The sequence below is a fragment of the Cryobacterium sp. M25 genome, from assembly GCF_002929635.1.
GTDB classification, from domain to species: domain Bacteria; phylum Actinomycetota; class Actinomycetes; order Actinomycetales; family Microbacteriaceae; genus Cryobacterium; species Cryobacterium sandaracinum.
In genome coordinates, this window is the sequence record NZ_PJJU01000057.1 from 246,423 (window position 1) to 272,239 (window position 25,817).

Annotated in this window: 22 protein-coding genes; 13 read left to right on the forward strand and 9 right to left on the reverse strand. The window is 68.2% G+C overall.

The window, feature by feature from the left end; translation table 11 throughout:
- Positions 1–331 precede the first annotated feature (331 nt).
- From CXY81_RS14265 to clpX, 3 genes are all read left to right on the forward strand, one after another.
- Positions 332–931: an ATP-dependent Clp protease proteolytic subunit gene (locus CXY81_RS14265; protein WP_104170288.1), complete on the forward strand. Its 600-nt coding sequence runs from the start codon at positions 332–334 to the stop codon at positions 929–931.
- 15 nt (positions 932–946) lie between these two features.
- Positions 947–1,618, forward strand: a complete 672-nt coding sequence (locus tag CXY81_RS14270) for an ATP-dependent Clp protease proteolytic subunit (RefSeq protein ID WP_104195231.1) — start codon at positions 947–949, stop codon at positions 1,616–1,618.
- Positions 1,619–1,805: 187 nt separating this feature from the next.
- Complete coding sequence (clpX, locus tag CXY81_RS14275) at positions 1,806–3,086, forward strand: ATP-dependent Clp protease ATP-binding subunit ClpX (protein ID WP_104170289.1); 1,281 nt, start codon at positions 1,806–1,808, stop codon at positions 3,084–3,086.
- A 113-nt stretch (positions 3,087–3,199) separates the two neighbouring features.
- Here clpX and CXY81_RS17585 read toward each other — a convergent pair whose 3' ends face one another.
- Positions 3,200–3,346 (reverse strand): hypothetical protein, encoded by a 147-nt coding sequence (locus CXY81_RS17585; RefSeq protein ID WP_369828394.1) that lies wholly within the window; start codon positions 3,344–3,346, stop codon positions 3,200–3,202.
- Between CXY81_RS17585 and CXY81_RS17590 the strand changes: the two genes are divergently transcribed.
- Positions 3,333–3,605, forward strand: a complete 273-nt coding sequence (locus tag CXY81_RS17590; RefSeq protein ID WP_369828395.1) for a hypothetical protein — start codon at positions 3,333–3,335, stop codon at positions 3,603–3,605. The two genes, CXY81_RS17585 and CXY81_RS17590, sit on opposite strands and share 14 nt — an antisense overlap.
- Here the strand turns inward: CXY81_RS17590 and CXY81_RS14285 are convergent.
- Positions 3,581–4,669, reverse strand: a complete 1,089-nt coding sequence (locus CXY81_RS14285) for a M3 family metallopeptidase (protein WP_104195233.1) — start codon at positions 4,667–4,669, stop codon at positions 3,581–3,583. The two genes, CXY81_RS17590 and CXY81_RS14285, sit on opposite strands and share 25 nt — an antisense overlap.
- A gap of 66 nt (positions 4,670–4,735) precedes the next feature.
- Here CXY81_RS14285 and CXY81_RS14290 point away from each other — a divergent pair, with 66 nt between their 5' ends.
- From CXY81_RS14290 to CXY81_RS14300, 3 genes are read left to right on the forward strand one after another with little or no spacing between them, the layout of a single operon-like run.
- Positions 4,736–5,569 (forward strand): class I SAM-dependent methyltransferase, encoded by an 834-nt coding sequence (locus CXY81_RS14290; protein WP_104195234.1) that lies wholly within the window; start codon positions 4,736–4,738, stop codon positions 5,567–5,569.
- 3 nt (positions 5,570–5,572) lie between these two features.
- Positions 5,573–7,009 carry a class I adenylate-forming enzyme family protein gene (locus CXY81_RS14295; RefSeq protein ID WP_104195235.1) on the forward strand — a complete coding sequence of 479 codons (1,437 nt, stop codon included), beginning with the start codon at positions 5,573–5,575 and terminating at the stop codon, positions 7,007–7,009.
- Entirely contained in the window at positions 6,981–8,294 is a 1,314-nt protein-coding gene (locus CXY81_RS14300; RefSeq protein ID WP_369828397.1) for an acetyl-CoA C-acyltransferase, read from the forward strand. The genes CXY81_RS14295 and CXY81_RS14300 overlap by 29 nt, the downstream gene beginning before the upstream one ends.
- A gap of 202 nt (positions 8,295–8,496) precedes the next feature.
- Here CXY81_RS14300 and CXY81_RS14305 read toward each other — a convergent pair whose 3' ends face one another.
- The 3 genes from CXY81_RS14305 to valS are packed head-to-tail and all read right to left on the reverse strand — an operon-like array spanning position 8,497 to position 11,802.
- Complete coding sequence (locus CXY81_RS14305; protein ID WP_233194196.1) at positions 8,497–8,757, reverse strand: hypothetical protein; 261 nt, start codon at positions 8,755–8,757, stop codon at positions 8,497–8,499.
- 6 nt (positions 8,758–8,763) lie between these two features.
- Positions 8,764–9,210 carry a GNAT family N-acetyltransferase gene (locus CXY81_RS14310; protein WP_104195236.1) on the reverse strand — a complete coding sequence of 149 codons (447 nt, stop codon included), beginning with the start codon at positions 9,208–9,210 and terminating at the stop codon, positions 8,764–8,766.
- Between the two features lie 9 nt (positions 9,211–9,219).
- A complete protein-coding gene (gene valS, locus CXY81_RS14315; protein ID WP_104195237.1) occupies positions 9,220–11,802 on the reverse strand; it encodes a valine--tRNA ligase in 2,583 nt (860 codons plus the stop codon).
- A 182-nt stretch (positions 11,803–11,984) separates the two neighbouring features.
- Between valS and CXY81_RS14320 the strand changes: the two genes are divergently transcribed.
- On the forward strand, positions 11,985–12,623 hold the full coding sequence (locus CXY81_RS14320; RefSeq protein ID WP_104195238.1) for a cation transporter: 639 nt from the start codon (positions 11,985–11,987) through the stop codon (positions 12,621–12,623).
- Positions 12,624–12,760: 137 nt separating this feature from the next.
- Here CXY81_RS14320 and CXY81_RS14325 read toward each other — a convergent pair whose 3' ends face one another.
- The 4 genes from CXY81_RS14325 to CXY81_RS14340 are packed head-to-tail and all read right to left on the reverse strand — an operon-like array spanning position 12,761 to position 17,986.
- Positions 12,761–14,524 carry an ABC transporter ATP-binding protein gene (locus CXY81_RS14325; RefSeq protein ID WP_233194184.1) on the reverse strand — a complete coding sequence of 588 codons (1,764 nt, stop codon included), beginning with the start codon at positions 14,522–14,524 and terminating at the stop codon, positions 12,761–12,763.
- Positions 14,521–15,402 (reverse strand): ABC transporter permease, encoded by an 882-nt coding sequence (locus tag CXY81_RS14330; protein ID WP_104170300.1) that lies wholly within the window; start codon positions 15,400–15,402, stop codon positions 14,521–14,523. Before CXY81_RS14330 ends, CXY81_RS14325 begins: the two co-directional genes overlap by 4 nt.
- Complete coding sequence (locus CXY81_RS14335; RefSeq protein WP_255408576.1) at positions 15,399–16,343, reverse strand: ABC transporter permease; 945 nt, start codon at positions 16,341–16,343, stop codon at positions 15,399–15,401. The genes CXY81_RS14330 and CXY81_RS14335 overlap by 4 nt, the downstream gene beginning before the upstream one ends.
- Positions 16,331–17,986 (reverse strand): ABC transporter substrate-binding protein, encoded by a 1,656-nt coding sequence (locus CXY81_RS14340; RefSeq protein ID WP_104195239.1) that lies wholly within the window; start codon positions 17,984–17,986, stop codon positions 16,331–16,333. Before CXY81_RS14340 ends, CXY81_RS14335 begins: the two co-directional genes overlap by 13 nt.
- Before the next feature lie 531 nt (positions 17,987–18,517).
- On the opposite strand from CXY81_RS14340, the gene ileS reads away from it, so the two are divergent.
- The 5 genes from ileS (at position 18,518) to CXY81_RS14365 (ending at position 25,299) form a co-directional block, all read left to right on the forward strand.
- The gene (gene ileS, locus CXY81_RS14345; RefSeq protein WP_104195240.1) at positions 18,518–21,997 is read left to right on the forward strand and encodes an isoleucine--tRNA ligase; all 3,480 of its coding nucleotides are present in this window, start codon (positions 18,518–18,520) and stop codon (positions 21,995–21,997) included.
- Positions 21,990–23,417 carry a folylpolyglutamate synthase/dihydrofolate synthase family protein gene (locus tag CXY81_RS14350; RefSeq protein ID WP_104195241.1) on the forward strand — a complete coding sequence of 476 codons (1,428 nt, stop codon included), beginning with the start codon at positions 21,990–21,992 and terminating at the stop codon, positions 23,415–23,417. The genes ileS and CXY81_RS14350 overlap by 8 nt, the downstream gene beginning before the upstream one ends.
- On the forward strand, positions 23,414–23,791 hold the full coding sequence (locus CXY81_RS14355) for a DUF4233 domain-containing protein (protein WP_158252073.1): 378 nt from the start codon (positions 23,414–23,416) through the stop codon (positions 23,789–23,791). Before CXY81_RS14350 ends, CXY81_RS14355 begins: the two co-directional genes overlap by 4 nt.
- On the forward strand, positions 23,788–24,210 hold the full coding sequence (gene ndk / locus CXY81_RS14360; protein WP_104103399.1) for a nucleoside-diphosphate kinase: 423 nt from the start codon (positions 23,788–23,790) through the stop codon (positions 24,208–24,210). The genes CXY81_RS14355 and ndk overlap by 4 nt, the downstream gene beginning before the upstream one ends.
- A 180-nt stretch (positions 24,211–24,390) precedes the next feature.
- The gene (locus tag CXY81_RS14365; RefSeq protein WP_104195242.1) at positions 24,391–25,299 is read left to right on the forward strand and encodes a cytochrome b/b6 domain-containing protein; all 909 of its coding nucleotides are present in this window, start codon (positions 24,391–24,393) and stop codon (positions 25,297–25,299) included.
- The last annotated feature ends 518 nt before the right edge of the window (positions 25,300–25,817 follow it).

A 25,817-nucleotide genomic window follows, 5' to 3' on the forward strand; every position in this document is an offset into this window, starting at 1 on the left:
GACGACCGCTCACGCGAGCGTACGGGTCGGATGTCACAGACATCCGGCCCGTTCCTCGTTTCTGCCCTGCCGCCCCCGCCCCCACCACGCCCATGTCCCTGATCCCGTCCCTGTCCCTCAGGCATCCCGCCCTGGACCAATTCGACGGAGATTTTCGGGTTTAGGGCCGTTATTCACGGTTTTCGGGGCCAGGAGAGCAAAATCTCCGTCGAATTGGTTCGGAGCGACGGATGCGTGGGCGGCGCGTTATCTGCCGAGGGCGAACACAGCCGTTCCGGAGCGTCGGCTCCTATAGATTCAATTTGAAGCGACAAGTGAAACGGAGCGCGACATGGCCGATATGACACCTACACCGGGCATTTTTGACCGACTGCTGAAAGACCGCATCATCTGGCTGGGTTCAGAGGTCCGGGATGAGAACGCCAACGAGATTTGTGCCAAAATCCTGCTGCTGGCCGCAGAGGACTCGGAGCGGGATATCTTCCTGTACATCAACTCGCCCGGCGGCTCAATCACGGCGGGCATGGCCATTTACGACACGATGAGGTTCGTTCCGAACGACATCGTCACCGTCGGCATCGGACTCGCTGCCTCGATGGGGCAGTTCCTGTTGTCCTCTGGAACCAAGGGCAAGCGGTACATCACACCCAACGCCCGGGTCCTGTTGCACCAGCCGTCCGGCGGATTCGGTGGCACGGCCGCCGACATCCAGACGCAGGCGAAGGTCATCCTGGATATGAAGAAGCGGATGGCCGAACTCACGGCAGAGCAGACCGGCAAGTCGGTCGAGCAGATCCTCATCGACAACGACCGCGACAACTGGTTTACCGCTCACGAGGCCGTGGCCTATGGTTTTGTCGACCACCTGCGCGGTTCCGCGTCGGAAGTGGTCGGCGGCGGCGGCACCAACGACTCAGTGAACAAGAAGTAGGACGGGCGAGACGACATGGAATTCACGAATTTTGGTCACCAGGCCGGGGGCCGCGTTTCGCAGGCTCCCGAGGCCCGATACATCCTTCCCACGTTTGAAGAGCGCACGGCCTACGGCTACAAGCGCCAGGACCCCTACGCGAAGCTCTTCGAGGACCGCATCATCTTTCTCGGCGTGCAGGTGGACGACGCGTCCGCCGATGACGTCATGGCCCAGCTCCTGGTGCTCGAGAGCCAGGACCCGGACCGGGACATCGTGATGTACATCAACTCGCCGGGTGGCTCCTTCACCGCGATGACGGCGATCTACGACACGATGCAGTACATTCGTCCGCACATCCAGACGGTCTGCCTCGGCCAGGCGGCATCCGCTGCGGCCGTGCTGCTTGCCGGCGGCACACCCGGGAAGCGCCTCGCCCTTCCCAACGCCCGCATCCTCATCCACCAGCCCTCGGCCGGCGGACAGGGCGGAGGTCAGGCCTCCGACATCGAGATCCAGGCAGCTGAGATTCAGCGGATGCGGGAGTGGCTCGAATTCACCATTGCTCACCACTCCAACCGCAGCGCGGAGCAGGTTCACAAGGATATCGACCGCGACAAGATCCTCGGCTCGGCCGAGGCCCTCGAGTACGGCCTGATCGACCAGATCCTGACCAGCCGCAAAAACGTGCCCACGCTCGTCAAGTAGTAGAGAGAAACCGTGAACGCGACGGATGTCCGGGCTCAACGGAGCCGGGCATCCGTCGCGTTTCGCATATCGGAGAGTTCGGGCACAACGGTGCCTGAACGTTATTCGCCAGATGCGGTCAGCCTGCACCCGTGCCGCACAGGCACAGGCTAGGCTCGATGCAGTTATCAATGGAGGAGGCTGACGGATGGCCCGAATAGGCGAAAGCGCTGACCTGTTGAAGTGCTCTTTCTGCGGAAAGAGCCAGAAGCAGGTGCAGCAGCTCATTGCGGGCCCCGGTGTCTACATCTGTGACGAGTGCGTCGAGTTGTGCAACGAGATCATCGAGGAGCGTTTGGCCGAAGCCACCGCTGAAGACGGTGCCGGCGAATTCGAATTGCCCAAGCCGAAGGAGATCTTCGGCTTCCTCGAGGAATACGTCATCGGGCAGGAAGCCGCCAAGCGCGCCCTCGCCGTTGCCGTCTACAACCATTACAAGCGCGTACGCTCCCGCTCCACCCTCACCGCCGCCGACGCCATCCACGACGACGTGGAGATCGCCAAGTCCAACATTCTGTTGATTGGCCCTACCGGCTGCGGCAAGACCTACCTCGCCCAGACGCTGGCAAAACGCCTCAACGTTCCCTTCGCCGTGGCGGATGCGACGGCCCTCACCGAGGCCGGCTATGTCGGTGAAGACGTGGAGAACATCCTCCTCAAGCTGATCCAGGCCGCCGACTACGACGTCAAGCGCGCCGAGACCGGCATCATCTACATCGACGAGATCGACAAGATCGCGCGCAAGGCCGAGAATCCCTCGATCACCCGCGACGTGTCCGGCGAGGGTGTGCAGCAGGCCCTGTTGAAGATTCTCGAGGGCACTGTGGCCTCGGTTCCGCCGCAGGGTGGGCGCAAGCATCCGCACCAGGAATTCATTCAGATCGACACCACGAATGTGCTGTTCATCGTGGCCGGCGCGTTCGCGGGCCTGGATGACATCATTTCGACGCGGGCCGGCAAGAAGGGCATCGGGTTCGGCGCTCCGCTTCACAGCAAGGGCGACGACGTCAACCTGTTCAGTGAGGTGCTCCCCGAAGACCTGCACAAATTCGGCCTGATCCCCGAGTTCATCGGCCGTCTGCCCGTGGTCACCACCGTCACCCAGCTCGACCAGGTGGCCCTGATGCAGATTTTAACTGTCCCGAAGAACGCCCTCGTGCGGCAGTACCAGCGCATGTTCCAGCTCGACGGCGTCGAGCTCGAATTCGAACAGCCGGCGCTGGAGGCCATCGCCGACCTCGCGGTCCTGCGCAAGACCGGTGCGCGCGGCCTGCGAGCGATCATGGAAGAGGTGCTCGGACCGATCATGTTCGAGGTGCCGTCGAGCTCCGAGGTGGCGCGCGTCGTGGTCACCCGGGCCGCCGTGCTCGATAACGCCGAGCCCACGATCGTGCTGCACAAGGCCCGTCGCGTCGACAAGTCCGCCTAGGTTCAGCGTCCGGCCTCACCCCGCTTCGGCACCCGAACGAACTGAGCCCGGGGGCCGCCGTGTACCAGCCCGCCTTCGTCGGCGTTGTTGCGGCGGTCACCGGATTCGCCGGTTTATTCGTGCTCGTCATCGCCGGGCTGCAGGCCGTGGGCGCCACCGATTCGCAGGCGGCATCCGGCCTGTTGGCGCTCTGCCTGCTGGTCGGCATCGACGGCGTGCTGTATCCCGAAGCCGATCGCCAGTGCGATGCTTGTCGGCATCCTGTTCCCGATCTGCCCGGCCCCGGTGACGGCAGCCGTGCAGCAGCCGCTGCTCGCGGTGCTGGTTGTTCTGGTCTGGCTCGCCGTGTTCAAGCTGGCGCGCGCGTGGATGGTGCCGGCGACCATGGTCGTGGCCGCGATCATCGACGTTCGGCTACCAGCCTCTGCCCTGCGCGATCCTGGTCGGCTCCGGTCTGGCGACCGCGGTCGGATCGGTCGTCGGCGCGCACGGCATCAACCTGACGGCAACTCGAAGTAGGGGCGCATGGCCGCGGTGTCCACGTCGTAGCGGACTCGCCGCACCCTCTCCGTGTAGAAGGCCCAGTCCCAGGCGGCGAGCTCGAAGTCCCCGCCGTCTGCATCGATCTGCACCTGCAGGTCGGCCTGCTCGACGCGCGCATTCCGGGCTGCCGCCGGCGCGAGGCGCCCGAGCATGTCGGTGACCGCCTCCGGGGTCTTCGCCGTCTGGTCCGCGGTCACGCCGGCCGCGTGGCTGTCGAATCCGAGCAGCCGGGCCCCCTCGGCGCGCAGCCGCGAGATCTCCAGCACGAGGGCGCGGTTGTCGAAAAGCCCGCCACGGATGCCCCGGGACCGTGAGGCGGCCAGCAGCCGCTCCCGCACACCCCGGTTCGTCAGCTGTGCCAAGTAGGGGTGCGAGGTAGGCAGCACCAGAGTGATCACGTAACGGCCGGTCAGGCCGCGCTCGTGGGCGGCCTCGGCCGCGGCGGAGATCTGACCTGGGGTGAGGCCATCCAGCTCGCTCACGTCGTCGAGCACGAGTGCCAGATCGATGGTGTCGGCGAGCAGGTTCTTCTCGAACCGGGTGGTGACCGTGGAGAGCCGCTTATTGTAGTCACGCAGCCGGGCCTTGTCGTCGTCGCCGAGGCCCGCGCCCGCGAGCGTGAACTCGGTGAAGTACCGCTCGATCAGGTAGCGCTCCTCCGGCTCCAGGTCCAACCGGTCCCGCTGCTCCTGCAGAGCGGCGATCCGGGTGAACAGGCCAGGGTCCAGACGGATGGCGTCCGCGTGCGCCGCGAGGAGCGGGGCCAATTCCTCCTCGAGGGCGTTGGTGAAGTCGCTGGAGTCCGACGAACTCCGGTTGAAGAACACCTCGGCCACCCGGGTCAGCAATGGTCCGCTGCGCTTGAGCGGAACCATCGTGTTGTCGAAGGTGGGGGCATCCGCGCTCGCGCAGATCGCCGCAATCTCGGCCAACTGCTCGGACATACCGTCCAGGAACGCCGGCCGATAGTGCTCCTCCGCAATCAGCGCGAACGGGGGCAGCTCGAACGGAAGCGTGCTGATGCTGGCGAAGGGGTTCATTCCTTCACCCTGTCTCATCCACATTTCGTCTGTCGGAGTATTCCCCCGCACGCCTAGGATCGATTCATGATCGACGAGCCGGCACGCCCCGAGACCGCGCCCCGGGAGCAGTACACGCACGGGCATCACGAGAGCGTGCTGCGCTCGCATACCTGGCGCACGGTGGCCAACTCGGCGGCCTACCTGATTCCGCACCTGGATGCCGGGCTGACCCTGCTCGACGTGGGCTGCGGTCCGGGCACAGTCACGGTCGACCTGGCACGCCGGCTGTATCCCGGTCAGGTCACCGGCATCGATGCGTCGGAGCAGATTGTGCGGCGCGCAGCCGGGCTGGCCTTCGATGAGGGGGTGCGGAACGTGTCGTTCCGGGTGGGTGACGCCTACGCGCTCGGCTTCGCCGACGCGAGCTTCGACATCGTGCACGCGCACCAGGTGCTCCAGCACCTCGCCAACCCCGTCGCCGCGCTGCGGGAGTTCCGGCGCGTGCTGAGACCGGGCGGGATCCTCGCCGCCCGCGACGTCGATTCCGGGGGAGTGATGTACTACCCGAAGCTTCAGGGCCTGCAGCTGTGGGAGAGCGCCTTCCGCGACGTGCAGTACTGGAACGGCGGCGACCCCGACGCCGGGCGCGCTCTCAAAGCCTGGGCGCGCAAGGCCGGGTTCACCGACGTGGCGAGTTCGGCATCCCTTTGGTGCTTCGCCTCGGATGTCGAACGCGAGTGGTGGGGGCGATCCTGGGCCGAGCGGGTGATCGAGTCCGACTTCGCGGCACACGCCATCGAGGTTGGCGCGGCCGACCTCGCCGACCTTCGGATGATGCAGGCCGCGTGGCTGCAGTGGGCCGGCGACCCCGATGGCTGGTGCGGTATCCCACACGGCGAGATCGTCGCCAGGAAGTAGCCCGTGCCGTTCCTCGACCGACTCCAACACTGGGCCCAGGTTCAGCCCGACGCCACCGCCGTCGCGGTCGGCGCCGACCGAATCAGCTTCGCCGAGCTCCGCGATGCGGCGGCGGCGATCCTGCCCGCGACGCCCCGGATCTCCAGCGTCTGCCTGCCCCACGGCACCGCGTTCGCCGTTGCCTTCGCCGCGGGCGTCTCCGACGGCCGCTGCTCTGCGATTCTCAACCCTGACTGGCCGGAGGCGCAGCGCAGGGTGGTCGAGGAACGCCTGGCGAGGATCGCCGGGTTGGACGGACGGGTCGCCGCCGGCGCGCCCCTGCTCGGCACGGAGCTGCGCGACGGTCCACCCGACAGGGACTTCCTCTACGGGTTCACCTCCGGCACGACCTCCGTGCCCAAGGCATTCACGCGCAGCCGAGCCTCCTGGCAGCGCTCGTTCGCGCTGGGCACCGAGTTCTTCGGCCTGACTCGGCACGACCGCACACTGGCGCCCGGTCCGCTCTCTGCCAGCCTCAGCCTCTACGCTTTCGCCGAATCGCTGCACACCGGCTCCGCCTTCTTCGCTCTGCCCCGCTTCTCCGCCGCCGACGCTGTCGCCTGTGTCACTGTCGAGCAGATCACCCGGATCGTGGCGGCGCCGACCGTGCTCCGTGTGATCGCCGCGCACGCGCTGTCCGTCGGCACGGACGGCAGGCCACCCACCGGCAGGGGGCTCACCGGCATCGTGAGTGCGGGGGCCAAACTCGACCCGGGAACCCTGTCGATGCTGCGCCTCTGGGCGCCGGACGCCAGCGTGTTCGAGTACTACGGGGCGGCCGAACTGAGCTTCGTGACGGCATCCGTGCTGCGTCCCGGCGAGGTGTCGCCGATCTCGGCGACCGCCGTCGGGCGGGCTCTGCCCGGCGTGGAGGTGCGCATCCAGGACGACGCGGGACGCGCCCTGCCGACCGGCACCCCGGGCACCATATTCGTGCGCAGCCTTCTGGTGGGCGGCGGGTACGCCTGGGGCGACGACGGCGAGGCGTTCCGCCGCGAGGTCGACTGGTGCACGGTCGGCGACATCGGCTTCCTCGACCCGGCTGCCGTGCTGCACCACCTCGGCCGCCGCGCCGACCTCATCGTCACGTCCGGGCACAACGTCTACCCGCAGCAGGTCGAAGCGGCTCTGCGCGGCCTTCCCGGCGTGGAGGCGGCCGTCGTCACCGGTCTGCCGGACCCCGTTCGCGGAACCCGCGTGGTGGCCGCCGTGATCGCGGGCTCCGAGACGGATGCCGTGCGCATCCGGTCGCACGTCGCGGCTCTGCTCGCCGCGCCCCACCGGCCCCGCGCCTACTACGCCCTGGCGGAACTGCCGCTCACCTCGGCCGGTAAAATCAGCCGGGTGATGCTGCGCCGCTGGATCGAGGAGGGTGACCGTCGTGTGCGCCCGCTCCGCTGACCCAGTCCGGCCGGATGCGGTCGGTGCCGACGGCTCAGCTGCTCCCAGCGCCGACACCGTCGATTCGCCCGCCGGCCCGCCAACCGACGCTGCCCGGGAACCCGTGATCGTTCTTGCCCGCCGCACCGCCTTCGGCCGCCGCAACGGGGTGTTCGCGCACACCCGTGCCGAAGACCTGCTGGCCCCCGTGCTGAACGCCGTGGTGTCCGGCGGCGGGGTGTCCCCGGCTGCCATCGACGACGTCATCATCGGCAACGCGGCGGGCGGCGGCGGCAATGTTGCCCGCCTCGCCGCGCTGACGGCCGGTCTGCCGGATTCCGTCCCCGGCCTCACGATCGACCGGCAATGCGGCTCCGGCCTTGAGGCCATCGTGCTGGCCTGCCGGTTGGTTGCCGCCGGCGCCGGCGACCTCTACCTTGCCGGGGGAGTCGAGAGTTGCAGCACGGCCCCGCTGCGCGCGCACCGGCTCACCTCGAGCGCCGGGCAGCCGGACTTCTTCGATCGCGTGCGTTTCGCCCCCGACTCGGTCGGCGACCCCGACATGGGCGTCGCCGCCGAGAACGTGGCCGACCGCTACGGCATCTCCCGGCAGCGGCAGGACGCCTTCGCCCTCCGCAGTCACCGGCTGGCCGCCACGGCTGCCGCCGTGCCGGCCCCCGAGATCGTGCCGCTGCAGACAGAGGCCGGCCCGGTCTTCGTCGACGAGGGTCCCCGCCCGGGTCTGACTAAGGCCCTGCTGGCCCGGTTCGCGCCGGTCTTCCGGCCGGGAGGAACGGTCACCGCCGGCAACTCCTGCGCGGATGCCGATGGCGCCGTCGTGGTCCTGGTCACCAGCCGCCGGCGGGCACGCGAACTCGGACTGACCGGCTGGTTATCCTTCGTCGACGCCGCGGTCACCGGCACGGACCCGAACTTCCTCGGCATCGCCGGCGCCGAGGCCGCGCGCCTCGTGCTGCTCCGGCAGGGCCTGACCGGGGCCGACCTGGCTCGGATCGAGTTCAACGAGGCGTTCGCGGCGCAGGTGCTTGCATCCCTCGATCTGCTCGGCGTTGCGGAGGAGCACGCCAACCGCGAGGGCGGAGCGCTCGCCCTCGGGCATCCGTTCGGCGCCAGCGGAGCCCTGCTGGTGCTGAGGCTGCTGCAGCAGTGTCGCGCCGCGGCAACGCCGGGGGACGCCGCCCTCGCGGCGGTCAGCATCGCCGGCGGCCTGGGGGTCGCCGCATTGTTCCGCTGGGAGCAGTCCCTGTCATCGGAGGCAGCGTGCGTCGACCGACTCTCACGCTGACGCACGACCACGGGGTGCGGAGTGGCCCCGCGGAAACAGCAGCGCCGCCGGCTAGACGAATTCGACGGAGATTCTGCCCAAATCGGCCCCAGACTCGCCGAAACCTTCGTTTCCGCCACAATCTCCGTCGAATTGGTTCACCCAGGAGCCGTCGTGGAGGTCACTCAGCCCCGCGGAGTACCGGGATGCCGGTCAGCAGAGGTTAGATCCAGTCGTCCTCGTCGTCGAGCACGATCGACGGCTGCGTGATCGTGGCACTGTCCTCGCCCGGGTCATAGCGGATGATCGTGCCGTCGTCGAGCTCGAGCACGGGGTTGCCCTCGAGCCAGGTCAGTGTCCAGAGCCAGGCGCTGGAGTCCCCCGCCGGCGCGGTGAGGTCCTCTTCGACCGCACGGATGGCGATCTCCACCACATGGGGCAGCCCGGCCGGCGCCGGGTGACCCAGAGGCCAGCGGGTTCCCATTTTCACTTACAGCTCGATCTCGTAGGTGACCCAGTCCATGCGGGTGGCCACATCGTCGTACAGGCGCTGCGCGGTCTCGTTGTCGGCGGCGGTCAGCCACTGCACGGTCGTGAGACGGTCCGCCGCGGCGTACTCCTTGGCGAACTCGATCAGGGCCCGGCCGACGCCCGTGCTGCGGGAGTCCGGCGTCACGAACAGGTCGTCCAGGAACAGTCCGCGAGTGGCGGTCAGGGTGCTCGGGACCTCGCGGTAATGGGCGAAGCCGACGAACTCGCCGTCCTCGTCGACAGCCACGGCACCGGCGAGAGACTCGTTCTTGTCGATGATCCAGCTCCAGACCTGGAGCGCTTTCTGATCAGTCAGTTCGCTCTTGTAGAACTCGCTGTAGCCCTCGAAGAGTCCCAGCCATGAGAAGAAGTCCTTGTCGCCGAGCGCGCGTACCTTGATTGACATTCGGTTCTCCTAGTTCTCCAGCACCGTGGCGAGCACGATGTCAGTGACAGCCAATTCGCTGCCCTCAATAAAAACCAACTCCGAGATGCGGCCAACGGCCCTCAGATCGGCTGCAGCCTGCCTGAGCAGGGCAATCTCTGCAGCCGTACCGCTAATTACAGCAGAAACAACGGCGGATTTCTGGGATGCCTTGGCATCCGTTTTCGCGCGGCGGATGCCGGTGAGCGCCCGGCTGGACAGGTCCAGCAGGGCCACGTTGCCGCCCTGCCCTCCGCCGAGCTCGGTCTGAACGGGCCAGGGGGTACGGTGAATGGACCCCTCGTTGGACCAGGACCAGGCTTCCTCGGTCGCGAACGGCACGAACGGGGCGAAGAGGCGCAGCTGGGTGGCCAGGGCGGTGCGCAGGGCGGCGACGGCCGAAGCCTGGCCGGCTCCCGCTTCGCCGTACGCGCGCTCTTTGACCAGTTCGAGGTAGTCGTCGCAGAACGTCCAGAAGAAGCTCTCGGTGAGTTCCAGCGCACGCGCGTGGTCGTAGCCCTCGATCGCGGCGGTGGCGTGGCCGACGACGACGCTGAGCCGAGCGAGCATGCTCTGGTCGAGCGGCTCGGTCACGGGGGCGTCGGCGGCGCCGTCGAAGGCAAGGATGAACTTTGACGCGTTCAGGATCTTGATCGCCAGGCGACGGCCGATTTTGATCTGGGTCGGGTTCTTGGGGTCGAAGGCGGCGTCGGTGCCGAGGCGCGACGACGCGGCCCAGTAGCGCACGGCATCCGAACCGTGCTGCTCGAGCATGTCTGCCGGGGTGACCACATTGCCCTTGGACTTGGACATCTTCTTACGGTCGGGGTCGACGATGAAGCCGGACAGGGCTGCGTGCTGCCACGGCGAGACGCCGTGTTCCAGCTCGGAGCGCAGCAGGGTGGAGAACAGCCAGGTGCGGATGATGTCCTGGCCCTGCGGGCGCAGCGAGTACGGGTAGACGAGATCGAACAGTGCGGGGTCGCGCTCCCAGCCGCCCGCAAGCTGCGGGGTCAGGGAGGAGGTCGCCCAGGTGTCCATCACGTCGACCTCGCCGACGAAGCCGTTCGCCTGGCCTCGCTGCTCGGCGGCAAAGCCCGGGGCGGTGTCGGAGGACGGGTCGACCGGGAGCATCTCGCGGGTGGCGACGATGGGCTGGTCGAAGAGCGGGTTCGCGTCGGCATCCAGCGGGTACCAGATCGGCAGCGGAACGCCGAAGAAGCGCTGGCGGGAGACGAGCCAGTCGCCGGTGAGGCCGTTGACCCAGTTCTCGTAGCGCACGCGCATGAACTCCGGGTGCCACTGCAGGTCGGTACCGTGCGTGAACAGGCGGGCGCGCAGCTTCTCGTCCCGAGCGCCGTTGCGGATATACCACTGACGGGTCGACACGATCTCGAGCGGTTTGTCGCCCTTCTCGAAGAACTTGACCGGGTGCACGATCGCGCGGGGCTCGCCGATCAGGTCGCCGCCGATGCGGAGCAAGTCGACCACGGCTGCCTTGGCGGAGAAGACGGTCTTGCCGGCCAGCTGCGCGTACGCGGCCTGTCCGGCCTCGCTTGTGATCGCCTCAGGCGCCTCGGCGATGATGCGGCCGTCAAAGCCCATGATGGCGCGGTTCGGCAGGTCGAGTTCACGCCACCAGATCACATCGGTGACGTCGCCGAACGTGCAGATCATGGCGATGCCACTGCCCTTGTCCTTCTGCGCGAGGTGGTGGGCCAGGATCGGCACTTCCACGTCGAAGAGGGGGGTGCGCACGGTCGTGCCGAACAGCGCCTGGTAGCGCTCGTCGTCCGGATGCGCCACAAGCGCCACACAGGCCGGCAGCAGTTCCGGGCGGGTGGTCTCGATCTCGATGGCGCCGCCATCGGGCTTGGCGAAGGCGACCCGGTGGTAGAACGCCGGCATCTCCTTGTCTTCGAGCTCGGCCTGGGCGACCGCGGTGCGGAAGGTGACGTCCCAGAGGGTGGGGGCCATGGCCTGGTAGGCCTCACCGCGCTCGACGTTGCCGATGAAGGCGGACTGGGAGGTGACCAGGGAGTCATTGCCGATCGTGCGGTAGGTCTGGGTCCAGTCGACGCTCAGGCCCAGCATGCGCCAAACGGCCTCGAACTGCTTCTCGTCCTCGATGGTGAGGCGCTCGCACAGCTCGATGAAGTTGCGGCGGCTGATCGGCAGCTGGTCGGCGGCTTTGGTGCTTTTGCCGTCTCCGCCCTCGAACGGGGCGGTGAATTCGGTGGCGTAGGGCAGCGACGGATCGCAGCGCACGCCGTAGTAGTTTTGCACGCGCCGCTCGGTGGGCAGGCCGTTGTCGTCCCAGCCCATCGGGTAGAAGACGCTCTTGCCGCGCATCCGCTGGAAGCGGGCGATGACATCCGTATGGGTGTAAGAGAAGACGTGGCCGATGTGCAGGGAGCCGGAAGCGGTCGGCGGCGGGGTATCGATGGAGAAGATACTCTCCCGCGTGGCCGAGTCACGGTCGAAACGGTAGGTGCCGGCCTCTTCCCACGAGCCGCCCCACTTGGTTTCGAGGCCTTCAAGGGCCGGTTTTTCCGGAACGTTGGCGGCGGTCATGTTTCTCCGATTCGATCTGTGCGGCACCGTGTCGTTGGTGAAGTGCCTGAGTATTGGGCCTTACCCAACTTACCGGATGCCCCGTCGTCCGCCGACTCCGGCCGTCACCAGGCTGCCGGAGCGCCGACAGCGCCCGGCCGGGCCTCGCCGTGAGTGGCAGGATTGGAGCGGGAAGGGGTGCCATGGATGACCCGGGAACACTGTCCGAGGCCCGTCGCACGGTGCTGCGCCGCACGGTGCGCTGGATCGTGGGTTTCACGATCGGCTACAACGTGCTCGAGGCCGTCGCCTCGATCGTGGCGGGCGCCGCGGCATCCTCGACCGCCCTGATCGCCTTCGGCCTGGACTCCGTCATCGAGGTGCTCTCCGCCGCGGTCATCGCGTGGCAGTTCTCCCGTCGCGATCCTGAGCGCTGGCAGAAACCGGCCCTCCGCGCCATCGCGATCGCGTTCTTCACCCTCGCCGGGTACGTGATCCTGGCCGCCGGCCTGAGCTTCGCCGGCGTCGTCGAGGCCGCGCCCAGCCCGCTGGGCATCGTCATCGCGTGCCTCAGTCTCGTGATCATGCCCGGGGTGGCAGGCGTGGAGCGCCGGACCGGCGCGGAGCTCGGCAGTGCCAGCGTGATCGCAGACGCCCGGCAGCTGCTGCTCTGCGCGTGGCTGTCCGGGTCGATGCTGCTCGGGCTGGCGGCCAACGCGCTCCTCGGCTGGGCCTGGGCGGACTCGCTCGCCGCCCTCGTGATCGCCGGGTTCGCGATCAAGGAGGGCATCGGGGCATGGCGCGGCGAGGCCGAGCCGCCGGTGGTGCTGCACGTCAACTAGGAGGGTGAGCCCCCCGTATCAGGCGGTGGTCTAACCAATTCGACGGAGATTTTGCTCTGGGAGCCGGTTTTCGGGCCCAACAAGGCGTTTCGGGCAAAATCTCCGTCGAATTCGTTCGGTACGGAGTTGCTCCAGGGTCAGAACCCGATCCGGGGGACCGCGCCGAGCAGGGCCTGCGTGTACGGATGCTCCGGCACGGCGAAGACCCGGGCCGTTGCGCCGGTTTCGACGATACGGCCGTCCAGCATTACGGCGACCTGGTCGCTGACGTGCTGGATCACCCCGAGGTCGTGTGAGATGAACAGCAGGCTGAGGCCCAGGTCCCGCTGCAGCTCGTCGAGGAGGTCGAGCACCTGGGCCTGCACGGTCACGTCGAGGGACGACACGGGCTCGTCGCAGATCAGGATCTGCGGCCCCGACGCCAGCGCCCGGGCGATGCTCACCCGCTGCCGCTGCCCGCCGGAGAGGGACAGCGGCCGCCGGCCAAGCAGCCCCTGCGGCAGACCCACCGCGTCGAGCAGCGCCAGCACGCGCAGCCGGTCGGCAGCCGAGGCAGCCGAGGCAGTGGCCGCAGTGGCAGCCGAGGCGGATGCCGCGCCGCGCCCGGTGCGCCCACCGCCGACCGCGTCCCGGAGCACCTGCTCGACGCTCAGCCGCGGGTCGAAGGAGCTGAGCGCATCCTGATAGACCGCACCAAGCCGGGGCCGCAGGAGCCGCCGTTCCTTCTCCGAGGCGGCGCTGAACGGCTGCCCGAGCACCCGCACCTCGCCGGCGTCCGGCCGGGTCAGCGCCAGCGCGAGGCGGGCCGTCGTGGTTTTGCCGGAGCCGGACTCGCCGACGATGCCGAGCGTCGTGCCGTGTTCGAGCCGGAACGAGACCCCGTCGACCGCGAGCTGCTCGGTGCCGTCGGGCCGGGTGAAGCGCTTGACCAGGCCGGTGGCCTCCAGCACCGTGTTGCGGGGAGCGACAGGGTCGGCACGATCTGAGAGAGCGAGAAAGGGCGCGGCGGCGGGCGACACCGGGGCCGCGGCCCGCGGGCTGAGGCGCAGCCCGCGCGGCTTGTCGACCGGGATCGCGGCGAGCATCTGCCGGGTGACCGGATGCTCCGGCCGGGTCAGAATCGCGTGCGCCGGTCCCTGTTCCACGATCCGTCCCTCGCTCAGCACAGCGATCCGGTCGGCGATGCGGCCGACGACGGCCAGGTCGTGGCTGATCAGCAGGATGCTGGTGCCGGCGCGTTTCAGACCCGCCAGCAGCTCCAGGATTTGTGCCTGCACCGTGACGTCGAGCGCCGTCGTGGGCTCGTCGGCGATCAGCAGTGGCGGGTCCAGGGCGATCGCGGCCGCGATCAGGGCGCGCTGGCGCTGGCCGCCGGAGAGTTCGCCCGAGCGCTTCCGCACAGAGTTGCCGGCGTCGGACAGGCCCACCCGGGCCAGCACCTCGAGCACCCGGGCGTGGCGCGCCGCGGCACCGAGGCGGGTGTGCAGTCGCAGCGAGTCGGCGATCTCCCGGCCCACCGGGCGCAGCGGGTCCAGCGACACCAGGGCATCCTGCAGCACCAGGCCCACGTCGCGGCCGCGCCGCCGGCGCCAGCTCTGCTCGGAGAGTCCGCGCACGTCGGAGCCTGCGAGGCTCAGCTCGTCGGCGCGCACCCAGGCGTTGTCGCCGGCCAGGCCGAGCAGGCTGCGCGCGGTGACGCTCTTGCCCGAGCCTGACTCTCCCACCAGGGCCAGGCATTCCCCGGGGGCCACCTCGAACGAGACGCCGTTCAGCACCGGGTCGGTATCATTTTGCGGTCCGAAGCCCACGACGAGGTTCTGCACCCGCACGGCCGGGGCAACCCCGCCGTCACCCTCGCCTGGCGCGCCCACCGAGGCGCCCACGCCGCTCTCGTCACTCACGCGCGCCTCACCCGTCGCTCGATGCCGCGACCGAGCGCCGTGGCCGACACCGCCGTCAGCACGATGAACAGCCCGGGGAAGAAGCTCATCCACCAGGCCGAGCCGATGTAGGTGCGCCCGGCGGAGAGCATCGCGCCCCACTCCGCGGCGGGCGGCGCCGCGCCCAGGCCGAGGTAGCTCAGCGCCGACGCCCAGACGATGGCCTGACCGATGCCGAGTGTGCCGAGCACGAACAGCGGCGCGAGCGTGTTCGGCAGGATGTGGCGCATCAGGATCTGGACGGGGCTGCGCCCGAGCACGGTCGCCGCCTCGACGAAGGCCGATGACCGCACCGACAAGAGCTGGCCGCGGATGATGCGGGCGTAGCCGGGAGCGGTCGCCAGGCCCACGGCGATGGTCGCCGTGGCAACGCCCGGCCCGAAGATCAGGATGAAGAGCAGGGCCAGCAGCAGGCCGGGGAACGCGAACAGCACCTCGAGGAACCGGTTCACGGTGAAGTCCACGACCGGGCCGAGCATACCGGCCAGGGTGCCGAGCACGAGGCCCAGGCCGAGGCCGATCACGGTGGCAAGGGTGCCGATCAGCAGGGAGCTGCCGGTGCCGTGGCTGACCCGGGTATAGATGTCCCGGCCGGACTCGTCGGTGCCGAACCAGTGCGCGGGTGAGGGGGTCTGAAACGCGGACAGCGGGTCGATCCCGAGCGGGTCGCCGGGCGCTACGAGCGCGGGGAACAGTGCCGCCGTGACCAGGAACAGCGCGAACAGGCCCGCCAGGACCTCGGCCACGCCGAACCGGCGCGTGCGGGGCGCGCGCGGCGACTGGGGCGCGCCGGTGCGCGGCGACCGGCCCAGCCCGGCCTGGATCTCGAGGTCGCTCATCGTGCCCGCAGCCTCGGGTCGGCGATGCGCTGGGCCAAATCGGTGAACAGGGTCATCAGGATGTACCCGACAGCCACGATCAGCACAGCGCCAACCACGACCGGCACGTCGCGCACGGTCACCGCGTTCAGAAGCGTGCGGCCGAGGCCCGGCCGGGCGAAGATGGTCTCGACCACCACTGCCCCGCTGATCAGGGAGCCGAATGCCCAGCCGGAGAGGCTGATCGCCGGCAGTGACGCGTGCCGGATCACGTGCACCCAGCGCACCCCGCGTTCGCTCTCGCCCCGGGCGCGGGCGGAGAGCACGAATGGGGATTCCAGCGCGGTGAACAGGGACTCCCGCATGATCTGGCCAAGGAACCCGGCCAGCGGCACGGCGAGGGTGAGCACCGGCAGCACCAGCCCGGAAACCCCGGAGGTACTGATCGGCGGCAGCCAGCCCAGCCAGACGCTGAACAGCACGATCAGCGCCGTCGCGAGCCAGAAGTGAGGGAGCGCGGCAGCCACGATCTCCAGACCGGAGCCCAGGTACCAGGCGACGCGCCCGCCGCGGGTCGACCAGGTGGCCAGCCCGAGGGCGAGGAGCCAGGCCACAGCGAGGGCGAGCACGGCCAGCAGCAGGGTGCCGCCGAGCTGGCCGACCAGGAGCGGGGCGACGTCCTGGTTCAGTGAGTAGGAGCGGCCAAGATCCCCGGTGGCCAGGCGAGCCAACTGTGCCAGGTACTGCACGAGCACGGGCTGGTCGAGCCCGTATTCCGCCCGCACCGCGGCGAGCGCCTCCGGGGAGGTCTGCGAGCCGGGGCCACCCAGGATGGCCTCGGCCGGGTCTCCGGGGATCAGACGGATGGCGAAAAAGGTGAGCGTGGCCACCATCCAGAGCACCAGCACCGCCCCTCCCAGGCGGGCCAGGACGACCCGGGCTGCCCGTGCTACTTCAGCCACGCATCGTAGAACGTGGGCGTCGACACGGTCGGCAACGCCCGCGCGCCCACCACATCGGTGCCGAGCAGGTAGTGGTTCTGCTGGTCGAAGAGCGGCAGGATGTAGAAGCCCGCGAGCACCTGGTTCTGCGCGTCGGCGTAGAGGGCGGCGCGTTCATCGGCATCCGTCACCTGGCCGGCCTGGGTGAGTAGGGCGTCGATGGCCGGGTCGTTCACCTGGGCGTGGTTGGCGAAGTAGCCGCTGGGTGCCGGGGTGATCCCGTCGGAGTGGAAGAGGATGCGCAGAACGTCGGGTCCGACCTTCGTGTACGGCGCGCTGACGGCGTCGTAGTCGTTCTCGCCCAGCGCGGTGTACCAACTGGAGAGGTCCATCGGGCTGAGCACAACCTCGAAGCCGGTCTTCTTCGCGGTGGCCTGGATCTGCTCGAACAGGGACTGCTCCGCCGGAATGGACTGGTTCGTACTCACCGGGAAGTCGACCGTGAGGCGCTCGCCGTCTTTCACCCGGTAACCGTTGGAATCACGCTCAGTCCAGCCGGCGGAATCGAGGAGGTCCGAGGCGGCCTCGGGGTCGTACGCGAACAGGTCCGGGCCCGACACGGCGAGGGGTTCGACGCTGGAGAGGGCGGAGTAGGAGCGCTCGGCCGTGCCCCGGAAGAGGCTGGTGACGGCGTCGTCGACATTCGCCGAGCGGATGAACGCCTCCCGCACGAGCGGGTCGTCGAAGGGCGCGCGGCCGGAGTTCAGTTCGATCCGGTTCGAGGCACCCGGGCGCGGGGCGTCGAGGTGCACGATGGTGTCGCTCTTCTCGGCCTGCACGATGGTGTCGGGCTGGGCGTTGTCGATCACGTCGGCGTCGCCGGACTGCAGAGCCGCGTAGCGGGACGCGGAGTCGGGGATGAAGCGCCAGACGATGGAGTCGAGGTAGGCAGGCCCGGTGTGCGCGGCATCCGCGGGCGGTGAGCTGTACTTCTCGTTCCGCACCAGGGTGATCGATTCCTGCTGTACCCACTTCTCGACCTGGAAGGGGCCGGTGCCGACCGGGGAGGCGCAGTTCTCGTCCTGGCTCCGGGCCAGCGCGGTGGGCGATTCGATCGCCAGCCACGGCTGTGACAGGGATTCGAGCAGGGCGCTGTCGGGTTCGCTGAGCGTAAGGCGCACAACGTTGGTGGAGATCACCTCGGTGCCGGTGACCTTCCCCAGAGCGAGGTAGCCGGTCGACGAGGCCGTTTCCGGGTCTTGGATGTGCGCGATATTCGCCTGCACGGCGGCTGCGTCGAGCGGGGTGCCGTCGGTGAAGCTCACGTCGGCGGGGAGCGTGAAGTCCCAGGCCAGCCCGTCGGCGCTCTCGGTCCACGAATCTGCCAGCCAGGGGATGATCTCACCGTCCGCGTCGCGGGAGACAAGCGACTCAAGGTACTGCGTGCTGACCAGGGCCTGCGGGTAGTTGCCGCCCACGTGCGGGTCCAGGCAGGTGGGCTCGGCGTCGCCGGATGCGTAGGTCAACGTGCCGCCGGTGAGAGGCCGGGTGGCTTCGGGGGACTCAGCGGTGGCGCAGCCGGTGAGCAGGATGCCGGTGGCGGCGAGGCCGACCAGCCCGGTCAGGGTGCGCGCTGCGCGATGGGTATACCCCGAAGTGTGCATAATGAGTCTCTTTCCGCGGCGCCCGATGGGCCGAGTGTGCACCTGCTGGACCCGTACGATTGGGGGCCTTGTGCACGTGTTGGACGGGATCCACAAATAAAATGATTGAGGACCATCGTAGAACACCGGTGCTGCATGCCCGATCAGGAACCCTGGCGGGCCGGCCGACCCCGCGGATCCTCGCGGGCGATGCTCGAGGAAGCGTTCGCCGAGCTGTTCCGTGAGCAGACGTGTGCGGGCACCGCGCGCTGTACACCCGGGGGTAGGCGCAGGGTAGACTAGACGAAAATGACTGTGATCCGGCTATCACCGGTGAGTCTTCGGAAGAACGGCAACCACCCTCGCGGCGGTTCTCAGTAGAACCGAACGGGTCGGGCCCGTCACAGCCTCAGAACAAGCGGTTTTCCGAAGCCTCGGCTCCGGGAGACAAGCGAGGTGGTACCGCGGCGAATCCCGTTCGGAGTCGGCGTCCTCGTGGAACAGGGGCAGATCTGTGAATGACAGAACCTGCCCGACTCGTCCAGGAGAGACATGACGTACCCCAAAGGCCAGCAGTCCGCTTCTCCCGCCCAACCCGGCGGAATCGTGCCCTCACCGAACTTTCCCCAGATCGAAACCGACGTGCTCGCGTTCTGGAAAGCCGACGGCACCTTCCAGGCGTCGATCGACAACCGTGCGGATGCCCCCGAGTGGGTCTTCTATGACGGCCCGCCGTTCGCCAACGGGCTGCCGCACTACGGCCACCTGCTGACCGGGTACGCGAAGGACCTCTTCCCGCGCTTCCAGACCATGCGCGGCAAGCAGGTGCACCGCCGGTTCGGCTGGGACACGCACGGCTTGCCGGCCGAGCTCGAAGCCGAACGCGAGCTCGGCATCACCGACAAGAGCGAGATCGAGAAGATGGGCATCGGGGCCTTCAACGCCGTCGCCCGCAGCTCCGTGCTCAAGTACACCAAGGTGTGGGAGGAGTACGTCACCCGCCAGGCGCGCTGGGTCGACTTCGAGAACGACTACAAGACGCTCGACATCACCTTCATGGAGTCCGTGATCTGGGCCTTCAAGCGCCTGCACGACAAGGGCCTGGCCTACGAGGGCTACCGGGTGCTGCCGTACTGTTGGCGCGACCAGACACCGCTGTCCAACCACGAACTGCGCATGGACGATGACGTCTACAAGATGCGCCAGGACCAGACCGTCACGGTCACCTTCCCGCTGGTCGGCGCCAAGGCCGAAGCCCTCGGGCTGACCGCCGTGCGCGCCCTGGCCTGGACGACCACCCCCTGGACCCTCCCGACGAACCTGGCGCTCGCCGTGGGCCCCGAGATCGTCTATGCCGTCGTGCCGGCCGGGCCGAACGGCACCCCGGACGCCACCGTGCTGCGGGAGGCCGCTTCCGGGGCGGATGCCGCGGCATCCGTCGCAACCACCGAGGTTTTCGGCGCCGAATACCTGATCGCGATCGACCTGGTCGGCAACTACGCCAAGGACCTCGGCTACGACTCGGCGGCAGAGGCGACCGCGGCGATCTCCCGCACGGTGCTCGGCAGCGCCCTGGAGGGCGTCAGCTACGACCGCCTCTTCGACTACTACGCCGACACCGCGGTCTGGGGCACCGAGAACGCCTGGACCGTCGTCGTGGCCGACTACGTCACCACCGCCGACGGAACCGGCATCGTGCACCAGGCGCCCGCCTACGGCGAGGAGGACCAGAAGATCTCCGTGGCCGCCGGCATCCCGGTGATCATCTCCCTCGACGCGGGCGGCAAGTTCCTCTCCGACGTGCCCGAGGTCGCCGGCCAGCTCTGGAGCGACGCGAACAAGCCGCTCACCCAGCTGATCAAGAATGAGGGGCGCCTGCTGCGCCAGGCCAGCTACGAGCACTCCTACCCGCACTGCTGGCGCTGCCGCAACCCGCTGATCTACAAGGCCGTGTCGAGCTGGTTCGTGCGCGTCACGGACTTCCGCGACCGTCTGGTGGACCTGAACCAGGAGATCAATTGGGTGCCGGAGAACGTCAAGGACGGCCAGTTCGGCAAGTGGATCGGCAACGCCCGCGACTGGTCGATCAGCCGTAACCGGTACTGGGGTTCGCCCATCCCGGTCTGGAAGAGCGACAACCCCGACTATCCGCGCGTCGACGTCTACGGCTCGCTCGACGAGCTCGAGGCGGACTTCGGCGTGCGCCCCACCGACCTTCACCGCCCCTATATCGACGCGCTCACCCGACCCAACCCCGACGACCCCACCGGGCGGTCCACCATGCGGCGCATCACGGATGTGCTCGACGTCTGGTTCGACTCCGGCTCGATGCCGTTCGCGCAGGTGCACTACCCGTTCGAGAACGCCGACTGGTTCGACAGCCACAACCCGGCCGACTTCATCGTGGAGTACATCGGCCAGACCCGCGGCTGGTTCTACATGCTGCACACGCTCTCCACCGCCCTGTTCGACCGTCCGGCCTTCAAGAACGTGGTCAGCCACGGCATCGTGCTCGGCAACGACGGCCAGAAGATGTCCAAGTCGCTGCGCAACTATCCCGACGTGAACGAGGTGTTCGACCGGGACGGCTCGGATGCCATGCGCTGGTTCCTGATGAGCTCCTCCGTGCTGCGCGGTGGCAACCTGATCGTCACCGAGGAGGGCATCCGCGAGGGTACCCGCCAGGTTATGCTCCCGCTCTGGAGCACCTGGTACTTCTTCTCCCTCTACGCCAACGCGTCCGGCGAGAACGGCTACGACGCCACCTGGCGCACCGACTCGACCGACGTGCTCGACCGCTACCTGCTGGCCAAGACCCGCGATCTGATCGTGGAGGTCACTGCCGACCTCGAGAACCTCGACAGCACCCAGGCGACCGCTCGAATCCGGGACTTCGCCGACGTGCTCACCAACTGGTACGTTCGCCGCTCGCGCGACCGGTTCTGGGCCGGCGCCGGGGCCTCTGTCTCGGTCTCGACGGTCTCATCCACCGCAAACGAGGCCTTCGACACGCTCTACACCGTGCTCGAAACGGTGACGCGGGTGGCCGCCCCGATGCTCCCGCTCGTCACCGAGCGTATCTGGCAGGGTCTCACCGGCGGTCGCAGCGTGCACCTGACCGATTGGCCCGACGCCGAATTGTTCCCGGCCGATGCCGGTCTCGTCACCGCGATGGACCAGGTGCGCACCATCAGCTCCACCGTGCTGTCACTGCGCAAGCAGTCCGGGCTGCGCGTGCGTCTGCCGCTGGCCACCCTGACCGTGGTCACCGCCGACACGGCGGCCCTGGCCCCGTTCGAGGGCATCCTGCGCGACGAGCTGAATGTGAAGAGCGTGCGTTTGGTCGAACTGGCCGACGACAGCGCGAGCGCCTACGGCATCACCTCCCGGCTCACCGTGAACGCCCGGGCAGCCGGCCCGCGACTCGGCAAGCAGGTGCAGCAGGTCATCAAGGCCGCCCGCGCCGGCGACTGGAGCGAAACCGACGGCGTCGTCACCGCCGGCGGTACCCCGCTCGCCGCTGGGGAGTACGAACTCGTGCTGCAGACCGGTCCGGCCGACGGTTCCGCCGTCGCTGACGACACGGCGGCGGATGCCCCGGCTCTGGCGCTCCTGGCGGGCGGCGGTTTCGTGCTGCTGGAGACGCAGACCACCCCGGAACTCGAGGCGGAGGGCTTCGCCCGCGACCTGATCCGCGCCGTGCAGGACACCCGCAAGTCGGCCGGATTCGAAGTGAGCGACCGCATCCGTCTCGACCTCGTCTTCTACTCCGCCGAGGACGCCGCGACCTTCGCCCTTGCGGCCGACGTCGACGTCGACGTCGCCGCGGAGACCCTGACCCTCCGGTTCGCCACCCATGTGGCCACCGAGGTGTCCGATGACAGCCTGGCGCACGGCCTGCCGTCCGAATGGCTGCAGAGCCTGGTCGGCTTCCCCGTCGAGCACTACGTGCTTTACGAGGCTGGTCACTATGCCAACCGGGGGACCGTCCTGGTCGCCGTCGCCCGAGAGAACGGACTCGTCCATGTCTGAACCCAAGAAGCCCGGATCGAAGAAGCCCGGATCGAAGAAGCCCGGATCGAAGAGGCCGCGCCAGTCCTCCGACGCCGGCCGTGAGGCCGGGGACGCCGTCTTCGCCGCCCTCCTCGCCCGCGTGGGCGAGGGTGCGCCGAAGCCGCGTCTGGCCCCGACCCGTCGGGCGCTCGAACTGCTGGGTGACCCTCAGACCGTCTACCCGGTGATCCATATCACCGGCACCAACGGCAAGACCAGCACGAGCCGCATCACCGAGAGCATCGTGCGCGCCTACGGGCTGCGCACCGGACTGATGACGAGCCCGCACCTGGTGCGGCTCAACGAGCGCATCGTGATCGACGGGGAGTTCATCACCGATGAGGCCCTGGCCGCGAACTGGGCCGACATCGAACCCTTCCTGGCCATGGTCGACGCGGAGCTCGAGGCGGCAGGCGACGACGTGCTCACCTTCTTCGAGGCGCTCACAGTGCTGGCCTTCGCCTGCTTCGCCGACGCCCCCGTCGACGTCGCCGTGATCGAGGTCGGCATGGGCGGCGAGTGGGATTCCACCAACGTCGCCGACGGGCAGGTGGCCGTGTTCACGCCCATCGCCCTCGACCACACGCTCCGCCTCGGCAACACGATCGCCGAGATCGCCCGCACCAAGGCCGGCATCATCAAGCCGTCCGCCGCCGTGGTCTCCGCCCGGCAGGGCGAGGCGGCGCAGGCCGAACTCGAGCGGGCCGCCGAGCTGACCGAGTCGACCCTGGCCAGTGAGGGCGAGGATTTCGCCCTGCTCAAAAACCAGGTCGCCGTGGGCGGGCAGCTCATCTCGGTGCGCGGCCTCGCCGGCACCTACTCGGACCTGTTCCTGCCGCTGTACGGCACGCACCAGGCGCAGAACGCGGCCGTCGCGATCGCCGCCGTCGAGTCCTTCCTCGGGGCCGGCACCACGGCGCTCTCGCAGGACCTGGTCGAGGAGGGCCTCGCGCAGGTCACCTCGCCCGGACGCCTGCAACTGATCGGAATCGCACCGACCGTCCTGGTGGATGCCGCGCACAACCCGCACGGAGCGGCCGCCCTCAGCACTGCACTGGCCGACTACTTCGACTTCGACGAGATTGTGGCCGTGGTGGGCATCCTCACCGACAAGGATGCGACCGGCATCATCACCGCGCTGCAGTCCAAGGTGGTGCGGTTTCACGTCACACAGTCGCAGTCCGAGCGCGCGATCGGCGTCGACGACCTCGCCGACCTGATCGCCGACCTCGGCAGCGAGGAGACAACCGTCCGGTTCGACGACCTCGCGCAGGCCCTCGACTCCGCCAGGGACTGGGCTCTCGAGTCGCCCAAGCGGGCTGTGATCGTGACCGGGTCGATCACCCTCGTCGGCGAAGCCATCATTCTGGCCGACGCACGGGAATGGCTGGCGAAATGACGTCCGCTCCCCGCTCGGTGAAGCGCACGCTCGCGACGATCGTGCTCGGCTTCGAGGTCATCGTGGTTGCCCTCGCCGCCCTGGTGATCTTCGGTCTGCAAGCGTTGCCGCCGTGGCTCGCCCTCGGTGGGGGAGCCGTGCTGGGGCTGGCCATGGTCGCCGTGCTCGCGCTGCTCCGTTACGAGTGGGCCTACGTGGTCGGCTGGATCCTCCAGCTGATCATGGTGGCCGCCGGCTTCCTCAACCCGGCCATGTTCTTCGTCGGCGGCATGTTCGCCGCCATGTGGGCGTACTGCATGATCGCCGGCTCCCGGATCGACAACCAGAACCAGAACTTTCCCAACAACGAGAACAACGAGAAGGAGAACTCATGAGCACCCAGGTCCAGGAAACTCTCGTATTGGTCAAACCGGATGGCGTTGCCCGCAACCTCTCCGGCGAGATCCTGCGTCGCATTGAGCAGAAGGGGTACTCCCTCGTCGACGCGAAGCTCGTGCAGGCCGACAGGTCCCTGCTGGCCGAGCATTACGCCGAGCACCAGGGCAAGCCGTTCTTCGAACCTCTCGTGGAGTTCATGGAAAGCGGTCCGATCCTCGTGCTGCGCATCGCCGGCGAACGCGTGATCGAGGGCTTCCGCTCCCTGGCCGGCACAACCGACCCGACCACCGCGGCTCCCGGCACCATCCGCGGCGACTTCGGCCGAGACTGGGGCACCAAGGAGCAGCAGAACCTCGTGCACGGCTCCGACTCGCCCGAGTCGGCCGACCGCGAACTGGCCCTCTGGTTCGACTGATCCGTACCGACCGGGGAACAGCCACTGACGGGATGCTTGGAGGCGGCTGTTCTCGTCGGTACCAGATGTCGTTGCTTTGTGCACCAAGCGCACCGCTGGCGCAGAATGGCCGATGATGGCAGAGCCCCGCTGAGCATGTGCCGACATCCTCTTTGATTCGTCTGACTAGAAAGCCTCACCATGCCGCACGCCCGGAACCTCTGGTTCAATCTGGTCTGGGCAATCCCGCTGGCGATCATCCTGCTGGTCGCCGTCGTGCTCGCCGCCCGGGGCATCCGTTCCCTGCCGATGGCGCAGGAGTTCCTGGTCGACTTCCCGGGGGCCTCGCCGCTGCCGTCGTGGGCCCCCGTCGGCTTCCCCACGTGGCTGGCGTGGCAGCACGGCCTGAATTTTTTCTTCCTGCTCTTCATCGTGCGTTCGGGTTGGCAGATCCGCACGGCCGGGCGCCCGAGCATGTTCTGGACCCGGCGCAACACCGGCCTTTTTCGAACCCGACGTGCCCCCCGCCGGTTGGGTATCAACCTCTGGCTGCACCTCGCGGTGGATGCCCTTTGGGTACTCAACGGGATCGTCTTCTACGTGCTGCTGTTCGTCACCGGTCAGTGGGTGCGCATCGTGCCGGTCAGCTGGGACATCATTCCGAATGCGCTCTCGGCCGCCCTCCAGTACGCCTCGCTGGACTGGCCGATCACCGACGGCTGGGTGAACTACAACGCGCTACAAACTCTGAGCTACTTCAGCATCGTGTTCGTGGCCGCGCCGCTCGCCTTGGCCTCGGGCATCCGTCTGTCACCGCTCTGCACGTCGCGCCGGCTTGGAGAACTGATCCCGCTGCGCCCGACCAGGGCCGTGCACGTGGGCGTGATGGTCTTTTTCCTTGCATTCATCGTGATCCACGTCACGCTGGTGTTCGCCACCGGTGCCCTGCGCAACCTGAACCACATGTACGCGGCGCAGAGCGACGACGGCTGGACCGGATTCTGGATCTTCGCCGCATCCCTGGTCGTGATGCTCGTGGCCTGGGTCGCCGAGGGTCCCCGACTGCTGCGGGCGGTCGCCTCTCTCGGCGGAACCGTGACCACGCGCTGAGCCGCGGTGCTGGCTGAGCCGGCCGATGGCTGAGACGGTCGAAACCCGGTGGTTGTGTAACCCCCCCGGCCGGGGTCCCTCCCTGGCCTTGTCTTTGGTTGCCTGGGCCGCGTCGCGGGCCAGGGCTTCGGCGAACCGGCGGGCCTGATCGACCTGTTCGGGCAGGTGGGCGTCGACCCGGGCGGCGTCCGCCTGGGTCTCCCGGATGGCGTCGAAGTGACGACTTAGGCGTTCTAGCTGCTCACTGTATGAGGACTTCATGAGACAAACGTTACGGGCAGCCACTGACATTCCATGCCCCAGATCGGCACCTGTCAGCGCCCTGTGGATAACCTGATCAAACGCGTATTGTGGTGGAACGGAAGCAGCCGTCGCGGGGCGCGCAGCACGCATCCGTCGTCACGTAAAAGCGGAGATTTTCGGGAAACGCCGGTTGTGGCGCCTGGGGTGACCCGGTGTTTCCGGACAGTCCTCCTGAATTCAGGATTGGATAGACAAATGGAACACGAGAAACACAA